Here is a 15,447-nt window from a genome sequence, read left to right on the forward strand (position 1 = left end):
CGCCATGAACATGCTGCCAGATATCAAATCGCTTGAGCCGATCGCCTATGAACCGGAGGGCGGGTTTCATCCGCTGTTTCGCGATGTGCCGTCCTCAGTCGAGTTCAACAAGCTGCGCAAGCGGCTGCTGCGGCTCACCCGCCAGGCGGTAGAGGACTTCGCCATGGTCAAGCCCGGCGAGCGCTGGCTGGTCGCGCTGTCCGGCGGCAAGGACTCCTACGGCCTGCTTGCCTTGCTGCTCGACCTCAAATGGCGCGGGCTGCTGCCGGTCGAGTTGCTTGCCTGCAATCTCGACCAGGGTCAGCCGAACTTTCCAAAACACATCCTGCCGGAGTATCTCAGCGCCAACGGCATTCCTCACCGCATCGAGTACCAGGACACCTATTCGGTGGTTACCGACAAGCTGCCAGAGGGCAGCACCTATTGCTCGCTCTGCTCGCGGCTTAGGCGCGGCCATCTCTACCGCATCGCGCGCGAGGAGGGCTGCTCCGCGCTTGTGCTCGGCCATCATCGCGAGGACGTCCTCGAAACCTTCTTCATGAACCTCTTCCATGGCGGGCGCCTTGCCGCCATGCCGCCTAAGCTCATCAATGACGAGGGCGATGTCATGGTGCTTCGCCCACTCGCCTATTGCGCCGAGGCCGATCTCGAGAAATTCGCCAACGCCATGAAGTTTCCGATCATCCCGTGCGACCTTTGCGGCAGCCAGGAAGGGCTGCAGCGCAATGCGATGAAGGCGATGCTCGACGACATCGAGAAGCGCATGCCCGGCCGCAAGGACACGATGATCCGCGCCATGACCAATGTGCGGCCCTCGCATCTGCTCGACCGAAAATTGTTCGACTTCGCCGCGCTCGATGCTGGCATCACTACAGGGCAAGACATTTCCGATGACATTTGACGACCGGGCAATCGACTGGCTCGCCGATCTTCTCGCCGAGGCGGCCAGGGCCGAAATCATGCCGCGCTTTCGCCGGCTGGGCGAGGGCGATGTCCGCCAGAAGACCTCGGCTGCCGATCTGGTGACCGAGGCGGACGTCAATGCTGAGCGGCTGATCACCGCCAGGCTGCGCGAACGCTATCCCGATGCAATGGTGGTCGGCGAAGAAGCCTGCYCCGACAATCCGGCTCTGCTCACAGGTCTCGGCGGTGCCGAGCTTGCCTTCGTCATCGATCCGGTCGACGGCACCTTCAACTTCGCTTCCGGCGTGCCGTTGTTCGGCGTCATRCTCGGTGTCGTCGTCAAAGGCGCGACGGTTGCCGGCATCATCCACGACCCCATCGGCAAGGACTGGCTGATCGGCGCCAAGGGAGCGGGCAGCCATATCCGCCATGCGCATGGCGCGCTGGAGAAGGTTCGGGTCGCCGAGCCTGCGCCGATCTCTAACATGACGGGCGCCGTCTACTGGCAGTATCTGAAGGAGCCGGAGCGCTCGCGCCTTGCCCGCAACCAGACCAAGGCGCTGTCGCAGTTCGGCTATCGCTGCGCCGCGCATGAATACCGGCTTCTTGCCAGCGGCCACGCGCATTTCGTCGTCTACAACAAGCTGATGCCGTGGGATCACCTTGCGGGCGTGCTCATCCATCAGGAAGCCGGCGGCTACGCCGCGCGGATCGACGGTGATCCTTATCTGCCGTCGCATGTCGACGGCAGCCTGCTCGTTGCCCCCGACCAGCAAAGCTGGAACGAATTGCGTCGCGAGCTCTGGGCGGATTAGGATCGCCGCCGGCGTCAGAGTGCTGACGGTGATTGAAAGATCGACGGGACCGCAAGTCCGGAGATGCGAATGAGCCCTCGGTCCGCGATGGTCGCTCTTGCTCTTGCCATCGCTGTGGTTGCCGGTCTCGACGAAGCGACAGCGCAGCAACGTGCCTGCGGGAGCCGCGATCCCATCAATTCCATAGCGGAAATGTCGGCTGCCATCTATGCCTGCTGGCAGCCGCCTCGCGGAACTGCCGGTCTGTCCTTGACACTTCGGTTCGCGCTTCGCCGAGATGGAACGCTTATCGGCAAGCCGCGCGCCACCTTCTCCAAGTTGGGACCGGACGACAGATTGAATAGAGCTTTCGTTGCTTCCGTCCTCGAGGCTCTCGATAAGGCTCTACCATTGCCCTTTACCAAAAGCATGGGCGAGGCGATCGCGGGGCGCATACTTTCCCCTCGCTTCACCGCCGCGCTGGAGAGAAAATCTTGAGTGCGCAGCCGTTGCGCCCGCGTCTCACACCGGCGGATTATGCGGCAGGAACAGCCGCCCGCTCTCGGCAATCAGGATCATCAGCAAGGCCGCAACCGACACGCTGCAGAAGCCGGCGGCGAGCGGCGTGACCGTGCCGTTATAGGCCTGGCCGATCAACGTGCCGAGAAGGCCGCCGAGGAAGGTCTGCATGAAGCCGAGGATGGAGGACGCCGTACCTGCGAGCTCGCCGAGCGGCTCCATCGCCAGCGCGTTGAAATTCGCGCCGAGGCAGCCGAACGGCAGCATCGCTCCGGCGAAGAAGGCGATGAACAGCCAAAGCGGCATCTGCACCTCGAGCGAGACGACGAGCCAGATCAGGCTGATGGCGAGGAAGAGCAGCAGCGCGCTTTGCGACAGGCGGCGCATGCCGATCCTGCCCACCAGCCGCGAGTTGAGGAAGTTCGAGAAGGCGAGCACGCCGGCGACGCCGGCGAAGATCAGCGGGAACAGTTCGCCGACATGGAAGACGTCGAGATAGATCTGCTGCGCCGAATTGATGAAACCGAACATGGCGCCGAAAATGAAGGTGCTGGCAAAGGCATAGCAGAGCGCGATGCGGTTGGTGAGCACGATGCGGAAGCCGCCGACGATGGCGTTGACCGTCAGTGGACGGCGATATTCCGGGTGCAGCGTTTCGGGAAGGCGCAGCAGCGACCATGTCGAGACGATCAGCGCGCCGAGGGCCATGGTGACGAAGATCCAGTGCCAGGTGGCGAAGAGCATGATGAACTGGCCGATGCCGGGCGCCACCACTGGGATCGCCATGAACACCATGAAGATCAGCGACATCACCTCAGCCATGCGGCGGCCTTCGAAGGTGTCGCGAACGATCGAGACGGCGATGACGCGCGTCGCTGCGGCGCCGATGCCTTGCACGAAACGGCAGGCGAGCAGCACGGCGAAGGTTGGCGCGATCGCGGCGGCGGCCACCGCCGCGACATAGATGATCAGCCCGACGACCAGCGGCGCGCGGCGACCGAAGCGGTCGGAGATCGGGCCGAAGAAAAGCTGGCCGCTGCCGAAGCCGAGGATGTAGGCGGTGATGACGTATTGGCGGTGGTTTTCGTTCTCGACGCCGAGCGAGGCGCCGATCTGCTGCAATGCCGGCAGCATAATATCGATGGCCAGAGAGTTGAGCGCCATCAGCGCTGCGCAGAGCGCGATGAATTCCCAGCGCGGAATGGGCAAGGTGCTTGCCGATTGCTGCGCTACCAACTGCTTGTCCACGGCAAAATCCGATCAATCGAACGAACATGCGCCGGATTACCGGCGCATCTATTCGTCTCGTTCTCAACTATCGAGAACTATTATGCCGAGGTGGGGGCGCCCCCGGATTTCACAGCGCAGCCGGACAAGCCGGCCTGCGCGAACTCAAGTCAGGCAGTGCCTTTGACGCCGACGCCCTTTTCGACGAGGAAGCTCTGCAATTCGCCGGCCTRGAACATCTCTCGCACGATGTCGCAACCGCCGACGAACTCACCCTTCACGTAAAGCTGCGGAATGGTCGGCCAGTTGGAATAGTCCTTTATGCCTTGGCGCAGTTCGGCGGAGGTCAGCACGTTCACGCCTTTATAGTCGACCCCGACATAGTCGAGGATCTGCACGACCTGGCCGGAAAAACCGCACTGCGGAAAGCCGGGCGTGCCCTTCATGAAGAGCACCACGTCGTTACTCTTCACTTCATTATCGATGTAGTCGTTGATGCCACTCATGGGGAATCCTTTCACGCCTGTGGGAGTCAGGCTCGAAACATACCCATCAGATAAACCCATAGGTTGGCTGAAACAAGACGTTAGYCGCGACGCCATCGTAATGGCGCAAGGGATAACGCGATTTTGGGCCAAGTCCGGCTGAGGTTGATGCTCAGTCGGGGATACTGGTCTGCAGTRCAAGCGCGTGCAGCACGCCGCCCATATTGCCCTTCAGCGCGTCATAGACCATCTGATGCTGCTGCACCCGGCTCTTGCCGCGAAAACTCTCCGCAACCACTTCCGCCGCGTAGTGGTCGCCGTCGCCGGCCAGGTCGCGGATCGTCACCTTGGCGTCAGGGATGCCTTCCTTGATCAGGCGTTCGATGTCGCGCGCGTCCATTGCCATGTGGAATTCCTAATTTACGACTTCGGTCCCCATGAAGCGAGGGAACCAGGATTCATGGGCGACGGTCAATTCACTGATCGATATGGCACGCGCTTCGCCGAGTTTCAATTCAAGACCGCCGGTCGTGCCGATCCATGGCGCGAAGATGCCGAGCTTTTCCTGCTCGCCGCGGATCCTGTCCCATTCGCTGCTTTGGGGGTCTATCGACAAGGTCAGCAGATAGCGGCCCTGGTCCTCGCCGAACCAGACCGGGATCGGGTCGGTGCCGGTGAGCCCCGGAATGGTGGCGCCGATGCCGGAGGCCATCGCCATTTCGGCAAGCGCTACGGCAATGCCGCCATCCGAGACATCATGCGCGGCGGTCACGATGCCGGAGGCGATCAGCGAACGCACATGATCGCCGACGCGCTTCTCATGCGCGAGATCGACCGGCGGCGGCGGGCCGTCGGTGCGGCCGTGGATGTCGCGCATATAGACGGACTGGCCGAGGTGGCTGCCCCATGTCGGCGGCGCGCCGACCAGCACTATCATCTGGCCTTCGGCGGCAAAGCCGATGCGGGCCATCTTTGTCCAGTCGGCGATCAGCCCGACACCGCCGATGGTCGGCGTCGGCAGGATGCCGCGGCCGTTGGTTTCATTGTAGAACGAGACATTGCCCGAGACGATCGGGAAGCCGAGCGCCCGGCAGGCATCGCCGATGCCCTTCACCGCACCGACCAGCTGGCCCATGATCTCCGGCCGCTCCGGATTGCCGAAATTGAGATTGTCGGTCGCGGCAAGCGGCAAGGCGCCGGTGGCCGTCAGATTGCGCCAGCATTCGGCCACCGCCTGCTTGCCGCCCTCATAGGGATCGGCTTCGCAATAGCGCGGCGTGACGTCCGAGGAGAAGGCGAGCGCCTTGGTCGGATGGCCTTCGACGCGCACCACGCCGGCATCGCCGCCGGGAAGCTGCAGCGAATTGCCCTGGATCAGCGTGTCGTACTGCTCCCACACCCAGCGGCGCGAGGACAGGTCCGGCCCGCCGAGCAACTTGAGCAGCGCGTCCGCGACATCGGTCTTCGGCACATCGTTCGCGGCAAGCGGCGCCGGCTTCTTCGATTCAACCCATGGCCGGTCATATTCCGGCGCCTGGTCACCCAGTTCCTTGATCGGCAGGTTGGCGACCTCGTCGCCCTGGTGCAGCACGCGGAAGCGCAAGTCGTCGGTGGTCCTGCCGACGATGGCGAAGTCGAGCCCCCATTTGTGGAAGATCGCCTCGGCTTGCTTTTCCTTTTCGGGGCGCAGCACCATCAGCATGCGCTCCTGGCTTTCCGACAGCATCATCTCATAGGCGCTCATGCGCTCCTCGCGCACCGGCACCTTGTCGAGATCGAGCTCGATGCCGAGGTCGCCCTTGGCGCCCATCTCGACCGCGGAGCAGGTTAGGCCGGCCGCGCCCATGTCCTGGATGGCGATGACGGCGCCCGAGGCCATCAGCTCGAGGCAGGCCTCCAGCAGGCACTTCTCGGTGAAGGGGTCGCCGACCTGCACGGTCGGCCGCTTCTCCTCGATCTTGTCGTCGAATTCGGCCGAGGCCATGGTAGCGCCGCCGACGCCGTCGCGCCCGGTCTTGGCGCCGAGATAGACGACCGGCAGGCCGACGCCCTTGGCCTGCGACAGGAAGATGGCGTTGGTCTTAGCGAGGCCCGCCGCGAAGGCGTTGACCAGGATGTTGCCGTTGTAGCGGGGGTCGAAATTGACCTCGCCGCCGACCGTCGGCACGCCGAAGGAATTGCCGTAGCCGCCGACGCCCGCAACCACACCCGCGACCAGATGTCGGGTCTTGGGATGATCCGGCGCGCCGAAACGCAGTGCGTTCATCGCCGCGATCGGCCGCGCGCCCATGGTGAAGACGTCGCGCAGGATGCCGCCGACGCCGGTCGCAGCGCCCTGGTAGGGTTCTATGTAGGACGGGTGGTTGTGGCTCTCCATCTTGAAGACGACGCAGTCGCCATCACCGATGTCGACCACGCCGGCATTCTCGCCCGGACCCTGGATCACCTGCGGACCGCTGGTGGGCAGCGTGCGCAGCCATTTCTTGGAAGATTTGTAGGAGCAGTGCTCGTTCCACATCGCCGAGAAGATGCCGAGCTCGGTGAAGCTTGGCTCGCGTCCGACCAGGTCGAGAATGCGCTGGTATTCGTCGGGCTTCAGCCCGTGCGCAGCGACGAGCTCAGGGGTGATCGGCACGGAATTGGAAATGGTCATGAGCGGCGATTTTTATCCGTGGAAGAGGAGAATTCGAGTCTCCTCTTATCGCAAGCTTTCGCGCGATACACCCCATCGGATGACGAAAAACGCCTGAAAGCCGCCGCGTCGGCGAATGCCCGACCGCCGGCGCATAAGGCGGTTCAGGAAAAGCTGTCGTAGCCGGCGCGGCCCTCGTCGAGCAGGCGGCGGATGACGGCGACGCCGCCGGCGACTTCCTCGCTCAGCTGCGGCTTCGACACGCCGAAGCGGACCCCGTGGAAGACCTGCTCGGACCGGCCGGCCTTGAATTCGTCCTCGTCGTCGATGAGCACGCCCTGCGCCAGGCAGGCATTCTTGAAGGTGCCGGACAGCCAGGGATCCGGCAAGGTCAGCCAGACGAAGGGGATATTGTCCCTCGTCTTGAAATCGAACCCGGCGAGCATCTCGCGCACGGTGGCGATGCGGGCCTGGATCTCGACGATGCAGCGTTTGCGGATCTCGCGCGCCTCGCCGGATGTCACCAGCCGTGCAGCGACCTCCGCCAGCAGGAAGGGCAGGCCGCCGGTCATCATCTTGTGGGCGACGCGGATGCGGTGGCGATAGGTCGGCGGGCAGGAGAGCCATCCGCCGCGCACGCCGGCCGCGATCGACTTCGACAGGCCGCCGGCGACGATCGTGCGCTCGGGCGCATATTCGGCTAGCAGCGGCGTCGGGTCGTCGGTCAGCTCGCCGTAGAGGTCGTCCTCGATCAGCACGACATTGTATTCACGCGCGATGCGGGCGATCGCCTGCCGGCGCTCGGCCGACAGCGTCACCAGCGTCGGGTTCTTGGCCGTCGGCATCAGAAACATCATCTTGGGGTGCTTTTGCGCGCAGACGCGTTCGAAATCGTCGGGGTCGATGCCTTCGTCGTCCGCCGAAACCAGGGCGGTACGGCGCCCGATCAGCCCGGCGCTGCGCGAAATCTGCGAATAGGTGAGGTGCTCGAAGACGACATAGTCGCCGGGCGTCGTCAGCGCCGCGATTGCCGCCATCACGGCGGCATGGGTGCCAAGCGTCGGCACGATTGAATCGGGCGAGGGGTGGAAGGAATTGCGCGCCAGCCAGCGGCTGCCCGCCTCGTACCAGCGCTCGGGGAAATCCCTCGTGTAGCTCGAAATGTCGTGGGGATGATCCTCCGCGGTCCGCGCCAGCATTTCGGCAATGATTGCGCCCTGGCCGACGTCGGGGGCGGCGGTGCTGTCGAAGCGCAGCTTGCCGCTCGGCGCATCGATGAGGCGTGTGCCTTGCACGGCAGGCTCCAGCTCTGGCTTCGGGCTTTCAACGCGCTGCGCCAGCACATAGGTGCCGCGTCCGACCTCGCCACTCACCAGGCCGCGCTCGCGCAGCAACTGATAGGCCCGACCGACGGTGCCGACCGTGGTTCCGATGTCATAGGCGAGGTCGCGCTGCGGCGGCAGTTTTGCGCCGGCGTCGATGACGCCCTTGTCGATATCTGACTCAATGCTGTCAGCAAGGCGCTGATACAGAGGGCCGGAGCCGGCAGAGAGATCGGGGAGCCAATTTGTCATGGTGACAATTTTCTATATTGCACAGGAAGATGAGTCAATCGATATGAAATCGCGGGTGGCAAGGGTGCAATTCATCAATTTTGCGGAGCGAAAGATGAATACAATTGATACATTTCATCACCGCGGCGCTCAATTGCGTGGCCGTCCATCGGTCCGGCGCGGATTTGTCGACCGTATTGTGTTCGTGCCTGCCTCCATTGCGAGACGGATCGGCCGCATGCTTGAGCGTCGTCGCAGCCGCCTGGCTCTCCTGGAGATGACCGACGAGCAGCTCAAGGACATCGGTGTTTCGCGCTGYGATGCCCACCGCGAGGGTATCCGGCCGTTCTGGGAGTAACCGCTTTCCGCCTTGGGCGGCAGATCATTTCCGCAGCCTGGCGATTCCGTGATCGGCAAGCACGGTGAGCACGCTTAGACCGAGGAACAGAGCCGTCGTGGTCAACGCCGCGATGGCGACACTGGTCGCGCCGTTCTTCGCCACGTCGAGGAAGGGGTAGGGCACTTCGCCGGCGAATGGCGCCCGTATCAGCGCATAGGCGAGATAGGCGAGAGGATAGACCATCCACCAGGAGATGTCGCGCCAGCGCATGCTGCCGTCGGCGCCCGCAATCAGCCACCACAGCACGTAGATTGCCGGCGTCACATAATGGAGCAGGATGTCGCAAAGCAGGAACAGGCCTTTGGGTTGCCAGAGCCCCTGCAAAACGGCCGAATAAACGATGAAGACCAGTGTTATGGCCACAGTGACGCCGGCTCGCAGGCGCCGCCCGGCAAAGGCCGGGAACCAGGCATAGCCGGTCGGTGACAGCAGCGATGCGTGCACCAGCGCCGCGGCTATATTGGTCAGGATGGTGAAGAAGCTGAAATAGAAGACGATCGAGCCGAGCAGGCTGCGGCCCGCCGCCATCGAAGCGGGGATGGTGATCGCAAACTGCAGGACGAGCGCAATTATGCCGATGACCAGTCCCGCCTTCTGCAGGAACCRGCCCATACCAGGCGGCTTATGCGGCAGCGGCGCAGGATGGATTGCCGGCCTGCCAGCGGGCAATGTCGGCACCGATGCGCGCGCCGAGCGGTTCGGCCATCAGTGGCCCGAATACGTCCACCTTGCTGGAATTGCCCTGCGCCTGCACGACCAGCAGCGGCTTGCCGCCATAATGCTTCGCGGGGACCAGCAGGAAGCGCGGCGTGCCGCTGTAGGAATTGAGCTCATTGGCCATCTGGTAGGGCTTGAAGGCCGGGTCCTTGCTGGCGATCCAGCATTTATGCGCGGCGATCGCGACCTGCTCCATGGCAAGCAGCGAGGCGCTTTTGCCCGCAGGCGCGGGCGTGGACTTCGAACCGGACTGGCAGGAAGCAAGCGAAAGTCCGGCGATGGCCAGGAGAGCAAGGCGAGCAATCGTCAGTCTCATGGTCAGGCCGCCCCGTGGTCTGAAAATGTTCTGAAAGGAATGTCTGAAAAGGGTCAAGCAGCGATGCCGAGCGCGCTTTCGAACAGCGCCCGTCCGTCGCTGCCGCCGTGCGCTGCCTCGATCAGGTTCTCCGGATGCGGCATCAGGCCGAGCACATTCCCCTTCTCGTTGACAATGCCGGCGATGTCGTTGATCGAGCCGTTCGGGTTGGTGCCCTCGGCATAGCGGAAGACCACCTGGCCTTCGCCTTCGAGGCGGGCCAGCGTCTCGGCATCGGCGAAATAGTTGCCGTCGTGATGCGCAACCGGCGAGCGGATGATCTGCTCAGGCTGGTAGCGGCGGGTGAACATGGTGTTGGCGTTGGCGATCTCGAGCTTCACTTGGCGGCAGACGAACTTCAGCGAGGCGTTGCGCATCAGGGCGCCGGGCAGCAGCCCCGCCTCGACCAGGATCTGGAAGCCGTTGCAGACACCGATGACGGTGACGCCCTTCGCCGCCTTTTCCGCCACCGCCCGCATCACCGGCATGCGCGCGGCAATCGCGCCGCAGCGCAGATAGTCGCCGAAGGAGAAGCCGCCGGGAATGGCGATCAGGTCGACATCGGGGATTTCCGTGTCAGTCTGCCAGACGGTCGCCGGCGCCTGCCCGGAAATCTTGGTCAGGGCCGCGATCATGTCGCGGTCACGGTTAAGGCCAGGCAGGAGGACAACGGCTGATTTCATGACAGTTCCCGTTCGCTGATCTCAAGCAGATACCGGGGCGGAACGCTATCGGTCAACCAGACGCCATTGTCGGAGAGAAAGAAWGTCAGCCCGTCCCCAGCCATGGCCGCCGAGTCGATCCGAAGGATAACATTTTTTCCCTTGCGGCGCCGTGCCACGATAAGGGCCGTCTCTATTTCCTTCGACAGATGCACGTGCTGGCGCGATTGACTGGTGAGGCCTTCACGCCGGATCGCATGGAGAGAATCTTCCTTGGTGCCGTGATAAAGCACCGCCGGCGGGATGCTCGGCGACAGCCCGAGATCGATATCGACGCTATGGCCTTGGACTGCGCGGATGCGATTGCCCGCGATGGCAAATCGCTTCTTCGGGTTCTCCGCGACGATTCGCTCGACATCGGACGCCGACGCGCCGAATTTCTGCCTGATCACSGCACAGAGCGTGCCGAGATCGGCCCAGCCATTCTCGTCAAGAATAAGTCCAGCTTCTTCCGGCGCATGGCGGAGCACAAGGCTCATGAATTTCGAGATTTGGATGTCGTTCGGCATGTTGGGATCGTTACGGTCAAGCATGCCGAACCGGCGTTATTTCGGCTCAAACGGCTTTTGAGCCTCGGCGAGTTCGCGGAGTTCCAGGCGCCTTTCTATACGTTCGAGCCGATTGTCCTGGCGGGCAAGAATCCCGTAAATGTTGTGGATGTCACTTTGTGTGGCCACCATGTGGCCTCGCATGACATTCAACTCCCGCTTCGTCTCAGACACATCCTGGCGAAGCTCGCCAATTTCTTGATGAACGCGCTTCAACAGCTCAAACATCAACTCATTCGTGGCTTCAGGCATAGCGCCTCCGGCACAACCTCAGGTTATGGCCACACTATAGTTCTCAATCACCGTGTTGGCCAGAAGCTTGTCGCACATGGCCTTGAGGTCGGCCTCGGCTTTGGCCTTGTCGCTTCCGGTGAGCTCGATGTCGAAGACTTTGCCCTGGCGCACCTGGCCGACGCCATCAAAGCCCAGCCCTGCGAGCGCGTGTTCGATCGCCTTGCCCTGCGGGTCGAGAACGCCGTTCTTGAGGGTGACGGTGATGCGGGCTTTCATCGATACTCCTGGGTGATCGGTAGTGCGGAGAGCGAGCGCCTTTTCCGGCGGCCCGCACCGGCTGTTAGTGCTTCGTGCCCTTTGACGGCTCTGAGGAGGCGACGAGCACCGGACCCGTCGGGCGCGGCGGCTCGTTCTCGTTCATGATGCCGAGGCGGCGGGCGACTTCCTGATAGGCTTCGACCAGTCCGCCCATGTCGCGGCGGAAGCGGTCCTTGTCCAGCTTGTCCTGCGTCGCAACGTCCCACAGCCGGCAGGAATCCGGCGAGATCTCGTCGGCGACGACGATGCGCATCATGTCGCCCTCGAACAGGCGGCCGCACTCGATCTTGAAGTCGACGAGCTGGATGCCGACGCCCAGGAACAGGCCGGAGAGGAAGTCGTTGACGCGGATGGCCAGCGCCATGATGTCGTCGATCTCTTGCGGGCTTGCCCAGCCGAAAGCGGTGATGTGCTCCTCCGACACCATCGGATCGTCCAGCGCATCGGCCTTGTAGTAGAACTCGATGATCGAGCGCGGCAGCACCGTGCCTTCCTCGATGCCGAGGCGCTTGGCCAGTGAGCCGGCGGCGACATTGCGCACAACCACCTCGAGCGGAATGATCTCGACTTCCTTGATCAGCTGCTCGCGCATGTTGAGCCGGCGGATGAAATGGGTCGGGATGCCCATGCGGTTCAGGTGGTTGAAGATGTGCTCGGAAATGCGGTTGTTGAGCACGCCCTTGCCATCGACCACTTCATGCTTCTTCTTGTTGAAGGCGGTGGCGTCGTCCTTGAAGAACTGGATCAGAGTTCCAGRCTCAGGGCCTTCATAGAGGATCTTGGCCTTGCCTTCATAAATGCGGCGGCGATTTTTCATCTGATTTTTTCTCTGGATTGGCGGGCAGGCGGCAAGCGACCAGTTCCTGCCCGTCTGCCTAAATTAGTTGCGGCGCCGGCGGCGTTCAATGCCGGTGTCTATAGCAATCGTAATGTTTGCTCAATCGRCAAATCCTGCCAATCAACCGGTTTCGGGACTGAAATGCCGCAGCGCAGCATACGATCAAGCATATTGACCGGCCCGCGACCTTTTGGTTTGTGCTTGGCCAGAACGCAGTTTCATCGCCAAGCGAATCGGATTGACCGGAGGGACGTCATGAGCAGCATGAAAGACCGCGAAGAGGGCTTCGAGCGCAAATTCGTCTTCGACGAGGAGCTTCGCTTCAAGGCCTCGGCGCGCCGGAACAGGGCGCTCGGCCTTTGGGCCGCCGAAAAGCTCGGCAAAACCGGCGCCGATGCCGAGGCCTATGCCAATCAGGTGGTTATCTCCGACATCGAGGAAGCCGGCGACCATGACGTGTTCCGCAAGATCCGCAAGGATTTCGACGCGGCCGGCGTCAACCAGTCGGACCACCAGATCCGCCGCACCATGGACGAACTGATGGCGCAGGCGATCGAGCAGATCAAGAATACTTAAGCATCATTGGACCAATCGACCGCCCGGCTCAGCCGGGCGGTTTTTCTTTGCCTTTGCCGCTGTTTCCGGCTGAAACTGCGCACTGTTAACAAGGAAAGTTCCGATGTCGCTCAAGTCCCGCCTGGCCGCCGATGAAACGCTGTTCACCGCCTGGTCCGGGGTGCCGGATGCGCTGACGGTCGAAATCATCGCCAAGCAGGGCTTTGATGCCGTAACCCTCGACATGCAGCATGGCGGCCACCACGAGGACAGCGTGTTGCGCGGGCTGGTGCCGGTGCTTGCGGCCAACAAGCCGGCCCTGGTGCGCATTCCGGTCGGCCGCTTCGATATGGCAAGCCGCGCGCTCGATTTCGGCGCCGAGGCGGTTATTGCGCCGATGGTGAATTCGGTGGCGGATGCCCGGCAATTTGCGGCCGCGATGAAATATCCGCCGCTTGGCGAGCGCTCCTGGGGCCCGACCTATGCCTTCCCGCGGCACGGCAAGGGCGACCACGCCGAATGGCTGCGTGACTCGAACCAGCGCACCATGGCTTTCGCGATGGTCGAGACGCGGGCGGCCTTCGAGGCACTGGACGGCATCCTCGAAACGCCCGGCATTGACGRCATTTTCGTCGGCCCGTCGGATTTCTCGATCGCCTGGTCGAACGGCACCACCGTCAATTCGACGCTGGAAAGCATGATGCAGACGGTCGCCTCGATCGCCGAGCGGACGCGCAAGGCCGGCAAGCACGCCGCGATCTATGTCATCGAGCCTGCGGTTGCCGGCCGCGTCGTCTCGATGGGCTACAGGCTGCTCGCCATGGGGTCAGACCACACRCTGATTTCGCTCGGCGCGAAAACCCTTTTGAAGAGCATGCGGGATTCGATCGGCTCCTGAACCGCCGAGCTAGCCGRCCTCAGGATCCTTCAGTTCCGTCAGGAACTTGGCGAAGGTCATTGAGCCTTCCGGCCAGGGACCGAACCCGGCATCGGCGTTGAGATGGCCGGCCTCGCCCGCATCGATGAACAGCGACCCCCAGGCCGCGGCAATATCCTCCGCGACTTCGAAGGCGCAGAACGGATCGTTGCGGCTGGCGATCACAATCGACGGAAAGGGCAGGGGCTCGCGCGAATAGGGTCCGAAGGTCATCAAATGCCTTGGCCTGATCTCCGGATTGGCGACGTCGGGCGGCGCCACGAAAAAGGCGCCGGCGATCGGCTTCTGAAATTGCGGAATGGCCTGGACCGCGGCCGCCACGCCGAGCGAGTGCGCAACGATCACGACGGGCCGCTCGGCCTCGTTGACGGCTTTCGCCACGCTTGCCGTCCAGTCCTCGCGAACCGGCTTCGACCATTCGGTCTGCTCGACCCGGCGGGCCGTCGACAGTTTGGATTGCCAACGGGTCTGCCAGTGCTCGGGGCCGGAATTGGTGTAGCCGGGCAYGATGAGAATATCTGCGTCCTTGACTTTCATCGCGCGGATGTAGCGAGCGGCCTTGTCTCATGCAACCATGGCGATGGACGCTGCGCATCACAATTGTGAACAACCTGTTCGCTTCTTTCCGCCTTGTGTGAACGATCGCGATGGACGATCTGAAGTGGTAAACAGGAACTACTAATAAATCAGCTGGTGCGACTGCCATGGAGAGACAGTCGCCCGAACGGAGAGTTTGATGAGTGAACTGCCCTTTGCCGCGACCACCCCGGTTAGCGTCTCACGCGTCGGGTTGAAGGCGCGCGACGCGGAGAACCTTGCCGCCTACTACCGCGCGGTCGTTGGCCTGCAGGAATTGAGCCGGGCCGACGGCGCGATCACGCTCGGCGCCGCCAACCGGCCGCTGCTGGTGCTTGAACAGGATGCCTCGGCCAAGCCCGATGATCCGCACAGCGCCGGCCTGTTCCACACCGCCTTCCTGCTGCCTTCGCGCGCCGACCTCGGGCGCTGGATCAACCATGCCGCCGCCAACCGGATCGGCATCGAAGGCGCGTCGGACCATCTGGTGAGCGAGGCGCTTTACCTTACCGACCCAGAAGGCAACGGGATCGAGATCTACGCCGACCGGCGTCCKCAGGACTGGAAGTGGACTGGCGACAGAATAGCGATGTCGACCGAGCGCCTGAACCTACCCGCGGTCGTCGCCAGCGTGCCGGCGGGCGATGCCGGCTGGCAGGGCGCGCCGGAAAACACCATTGTCGGCCATGTGCATCTGCGCGTCGGACGTCCGGAGGACGCCGAGGCCTGGTGGCATGACGAATTCGGCTTCGACACGGTGGCCAAATATGGCGGTCAGGCGGTGTTCCTCTCCTCAGGCCATTACCACCACCATATCGGCGCCAACGCCTGGCGAAGCGCCGGCGCAGGTCGCCGCGATCCTGCCCGTTCAGGGCTCGCCTGGGTCGAGATGCGCTCGGACAATGTGAAGGCGGAGACGACCCGCGAAGACCCCTGGGGCACGGTGATCAGGACGGTGCCCGGCAAGGCTTGATCGGCGATAGTGTTGGCGGGGGCGTCTTTCTCGCCGTCACTATGCGGGGAGAAATGCCCGGCAGGGCAATGATGGGCAGCGCCAAGTCTACGAAATTGTCGTTTCGGATACGAAGGGTGATAGGTGCGATTATCGCCGACGTCGGCGCCGCCCCTCATCCG

20 protein-coding genes are annotated in these 15,447 nt (G+C 63.0%); 7 read left to right on the plus strand and 13 right to left on the minus strand.

Annotation, left to right across the window (positions count from 1 at the left end; genetic code table 11):
* The first annotated feature begins 4 nt into the window (after positions 1 to 4).
* The 3 genes from ttcA to ORS3428_RS12745 all read left to right on the plus strand — a co-directional run bounded on the left by ttcA (position 5) and on the right by ORS3428_RS12745 (position 2,195).
* Positions 5 to 901, plus strand: a complete 897-nt coding sequence (gene ttcA, locus ORS3428_RS12735) for a tRNA 2-thiocytidine(32) synthetase TtcA (protein ID WP_071098138.1) — start codon at positions 5 to 7, stop codon at positions 899 to 901.
* Positions 891 to 1,718 carry an inositol monophosphatase family protein gene (locus ORS3428_RS12740; RefSeq protein WP_071098140.1) on the plus strand — a complete coding sequence of 276 codons (828 nt, stop codon included), beginning with the start codon at positions 891 to 893 and terminating at the stop codon, positions 1,716 to 1,718. The genes ttcA and ORS3428_RS12740 overlap by 11 nt, the downstream gene beginning before the upstream one ends.
* 69 nt (positions 1,719 to 1,787) lie before the next feature.
* Entirely contained in the window at positions 1,788 to 2,195 is a 408-nt protein-coding gene (locus ORS3428_RS12745; RefSeq protein ID WP_071098143.1) for a hypothetical protein, read from the plus strand.
* A gap of 24 nt (positions 2,196 to 2,219) precedes the next feature.
* On the opposite strand, the gene ORS3428_RS12750 is transcribed toward ORS3428_RS12745, so the two are convergent.
* The 5 genes from ORS3428_RS12750 to ORS3428_RS12770 form a co-directional block, all read right to left on the minus strand.
* Positions 2,220 to 3,464 carry a multidrug effflux MFS transporter gene (locus tag ORS3428_RS12750; protein ID WP_083355123.1) on the minus strand — a complete coding sequence of 415 codons (1,245 nt, stop codon included), beginning with the start codon at positions 3,462 to 3,464 and terminating at the stop codon, positions 2,220 to 2,222.
* A 149-nt stretch (positions 3,465 to 3,613) separates the two neighbouring features.
* Entirely contained in the window at positions 3,614 to 3,949 is a 336-nt protein-coding gene (grxD, locus tag ORS3428_RS12755; RefSeq protein ID WP_071098147.1) for a Grx4 family monothiol glutaredoxin, read from the minus strand.
* A gap of 151 nt (positions 3,950 to 4,100) precedes the next feature.
* Positions 4,101 to 4,334, minus strand: a complete 234-nt coding sequence (locus tag ORS3428_RS12760; RefSeq protein WP_071098148.1) for a BolA/IbaG family iron-sulfur metabolism protein — start codon at positions 4,332 to 4,334, stop codon at positions 4,101 to 4,103.
* 9 nt (positions 4,335 to 4,343) lie between these two features.
* Positions 4,344 to 6,581: a phosphoribosylformylglycinamidine synthase subunit PurL gene (gene purL, locus ORS3428_RS12765; protein WP_071098155.1), complete on the minus strand. Its 2,238-nt coding sequence runs from the start codon at positions 6,579 to 6,581 to the stop codon at positions 4,344 to 4,346.
* Between the two features lie 143 nt (positions 6,582 to 6,724).
* Positions 6,725 to 8,134 carry an aminotransferase-like domain-containing protein gene (locus ORS3428_RS12770; RefSeq protein ID WP_071098157.1) on the minus strand — a complete coding sequence of 470 codons (1,410 nt, stop codon included), beginning with the start codon at positions 8,132 to 8,134 and terminating at the stop codon, positions 6,725 to 6,727.
* A gap of 94 nt (positions 8,135 to 8,228) precedes the next feature.
* On the opposite strand from ORS3428_RS12770, the gene ORS3428_RS12775 reads away from it, so the two are divergent.
* Complete coding sequence (locus tag ORS3428_RS12775) at positions 8,229 to 8,471, plus strand: DUF1127 domain-containing protein (protein WP_071098282.1); 243 nt, start codon at positions 8,229 to 8,231, stop codon at positions 8,469 to 8,471.
* Positions 8,472 to 8,495: 24 nt separating this feature from the next.
* On the opposite strand, the gene ORS3428_RS12780 is transcribed toward ORS3428_RS12775, so the two are convergent.
* From ORS3428_RS12780 to purC, 7 genes are all read right to left on the minus strand, one after another.
* Complete coding sequence (locus tag ORS3428_RS12780) at positions 8,496 to 9,125, minus strand: Pr6Pr family membrane protein (RefSeq protein ID WP_071098159.1); 630 nt, start codon at positions 9,123 to 9,125, stop codon at positions 8,496 to 8,498.
* Positions 9,126 to 9,135: 10 nt separating this feature from the next.
* Entirely contained in the window at positions 9,136 to 9,546 is a 411-nt protein-coding gene (locus tag ORS3428_RS12785; RefSeq protein ID WP_071098161.1) for a hypothetical protein, read from the minus strand.
* 53 nt (positions 9,547 to 9,599) lie between these two features.
* Positions 9,600 to 10,268 carry a phosphoribosylformylglycinamidine synthase subunit PurQ gene (gene purQ / locus ORS3428_RS12790; protein WP_071098162.1) on the minus strand — a complete coding sequence of 223 codons (669 nt, stop codon included), beginning with the start codon at positions 10,266 to 10,268 and terminating at the stop codon, positions 9,600 to 9,602.
* Positions 10,265 to 10,816, minus strand: coding sequence for an RNA 2'-phosphotransferase (locus ORS3428_RS12795; protein WP_071098284.1), 552 nt, complete (start codon positions 10,814 to 10,816; stop codon positions 10,265 to 10,267). The genes purQ and ORS3428_RS12795 overlap by 4 nt, the downstream gene beginning before the upstream one ends.
* 36 nt (positions 10,817 to 10,852) lie before the next feature.
* Positions 10,853 to 11,107 carry a hypothetical protein gene (locus ORS3428_RS12800; protein ID WP_071098164.1) on the minus strand — a complete coding sequence of 85 codons (255 nt, stop codon included), beginning with the start codon at positions 11,105 to 11,107 and terminating at the stop codon, positions 10,853 to 10,855.
* 18 nt (positions 11,108 to 11,125) lie between these two features.
* Positions 11,126 to 11,365, minus strand: coding sequence for a phosphoribosylformylglycinamidine synthase subunit PurS (purS, locus tag ORS3428_RS12805; protein ID WP_071098166.1), 240 nt, complete (start codon positions 11,363 to 11,365; stop codon positions 11,126 to 11,128).
* A 64-nt stretch (positions 11,366 to 11,429) separates the two neighbouring features.
* On the minus strand, positions 11,430 to 12,224 hold the full coding sequence (gene purC / locus ORS3428_RS12810) for a phosphoribosylaminoimidazolesuccinocarboxamide synthase (protein WP_071098167.1): 795 nt from the start codon (positions 12,222 to 12,224) through the stop codon (positions 11,430 to 11,432).
* A gap of 276 nt (positions 12,225 to 12,500) precedes the next feature.
* On the opposite strand from purC, the gene ORS3428_RS12815 reads away from it, so the two are divergent.
* Together ORS3428_RS12815 and ORS3428_RS12820 are read left to right on the plus strand one after the other, a co-directional pair.
* Entirely contained in the window at positions 12,501 to 12,821 is a 321-nt protein-coding gene (locus tag ORS3428_RS12815) for a DUF1476 domain-containing protein (RefSeq protein ID WP_071098169.1), read from the plus strand.
* A gap of 103 nt (positions 12,822 to 12,924) precedes the next feature.
* Positions 12,925 to 13,698, plus strand: coding sequence for an HpcH/HpaI aldolase family protein (locus ORS3428_RS12820; RefSeq protein ID WP_071098174.1), 774 nt, complete (start codon positions 12,925 to 12,927; stop codon positions 13,696 to 13,698).
* A gap of 9 nt (positions 13,699 to 13,707) precedes the next feature.
* Here ORS3428_RS12820 and ORS3428_RS12825 read toward each other — a convergent pair whose 3' ends face one another.
* Positions 13,708 to 14,274: an RBBP9/YdeN family alpha/beta hydrolase gene (locus ORS3428_RS12825; RefSeq protein WP_071098175.1), complete on the minus strand. Its 567-nt coding sequence runs from the start codon at positions 14,272 to 14,274 to the stop codon at positions 13,708 to 13,710.
* 199 nt (positions 14,275 to 14,473) lie between these two features.
* Here ORS3428_RS12825 and ORS3428_RS12830 point away from each other — a divergent pair, with 199 nt between their 5' ends.
* The gene (locus ORS3428_RS12830; protein ID WP_071098177.1) at positions 14,474 to 15,286 is read left to right on the plus strand and encodes a VOC family protein; all 813 of its coding nucleotides are present in this window, start codon (positions 14,474 to 14,476) and stop codon (positions 15,284 to 15,286) included.
* Positions 15,287 to 15,447 lie beyond the last annotated feature (161 nt).

It is taken from the genome of Mesorhizobium sp. ORS 3428 (assembly GCF_001854785.1).
Taxonomy (GTDB): domain Bacteria; phylum Pseudomonadota; class Alphaproteobacteria; order Rhizobiales; family Rhizobiaceae; genus Mesorhizobium.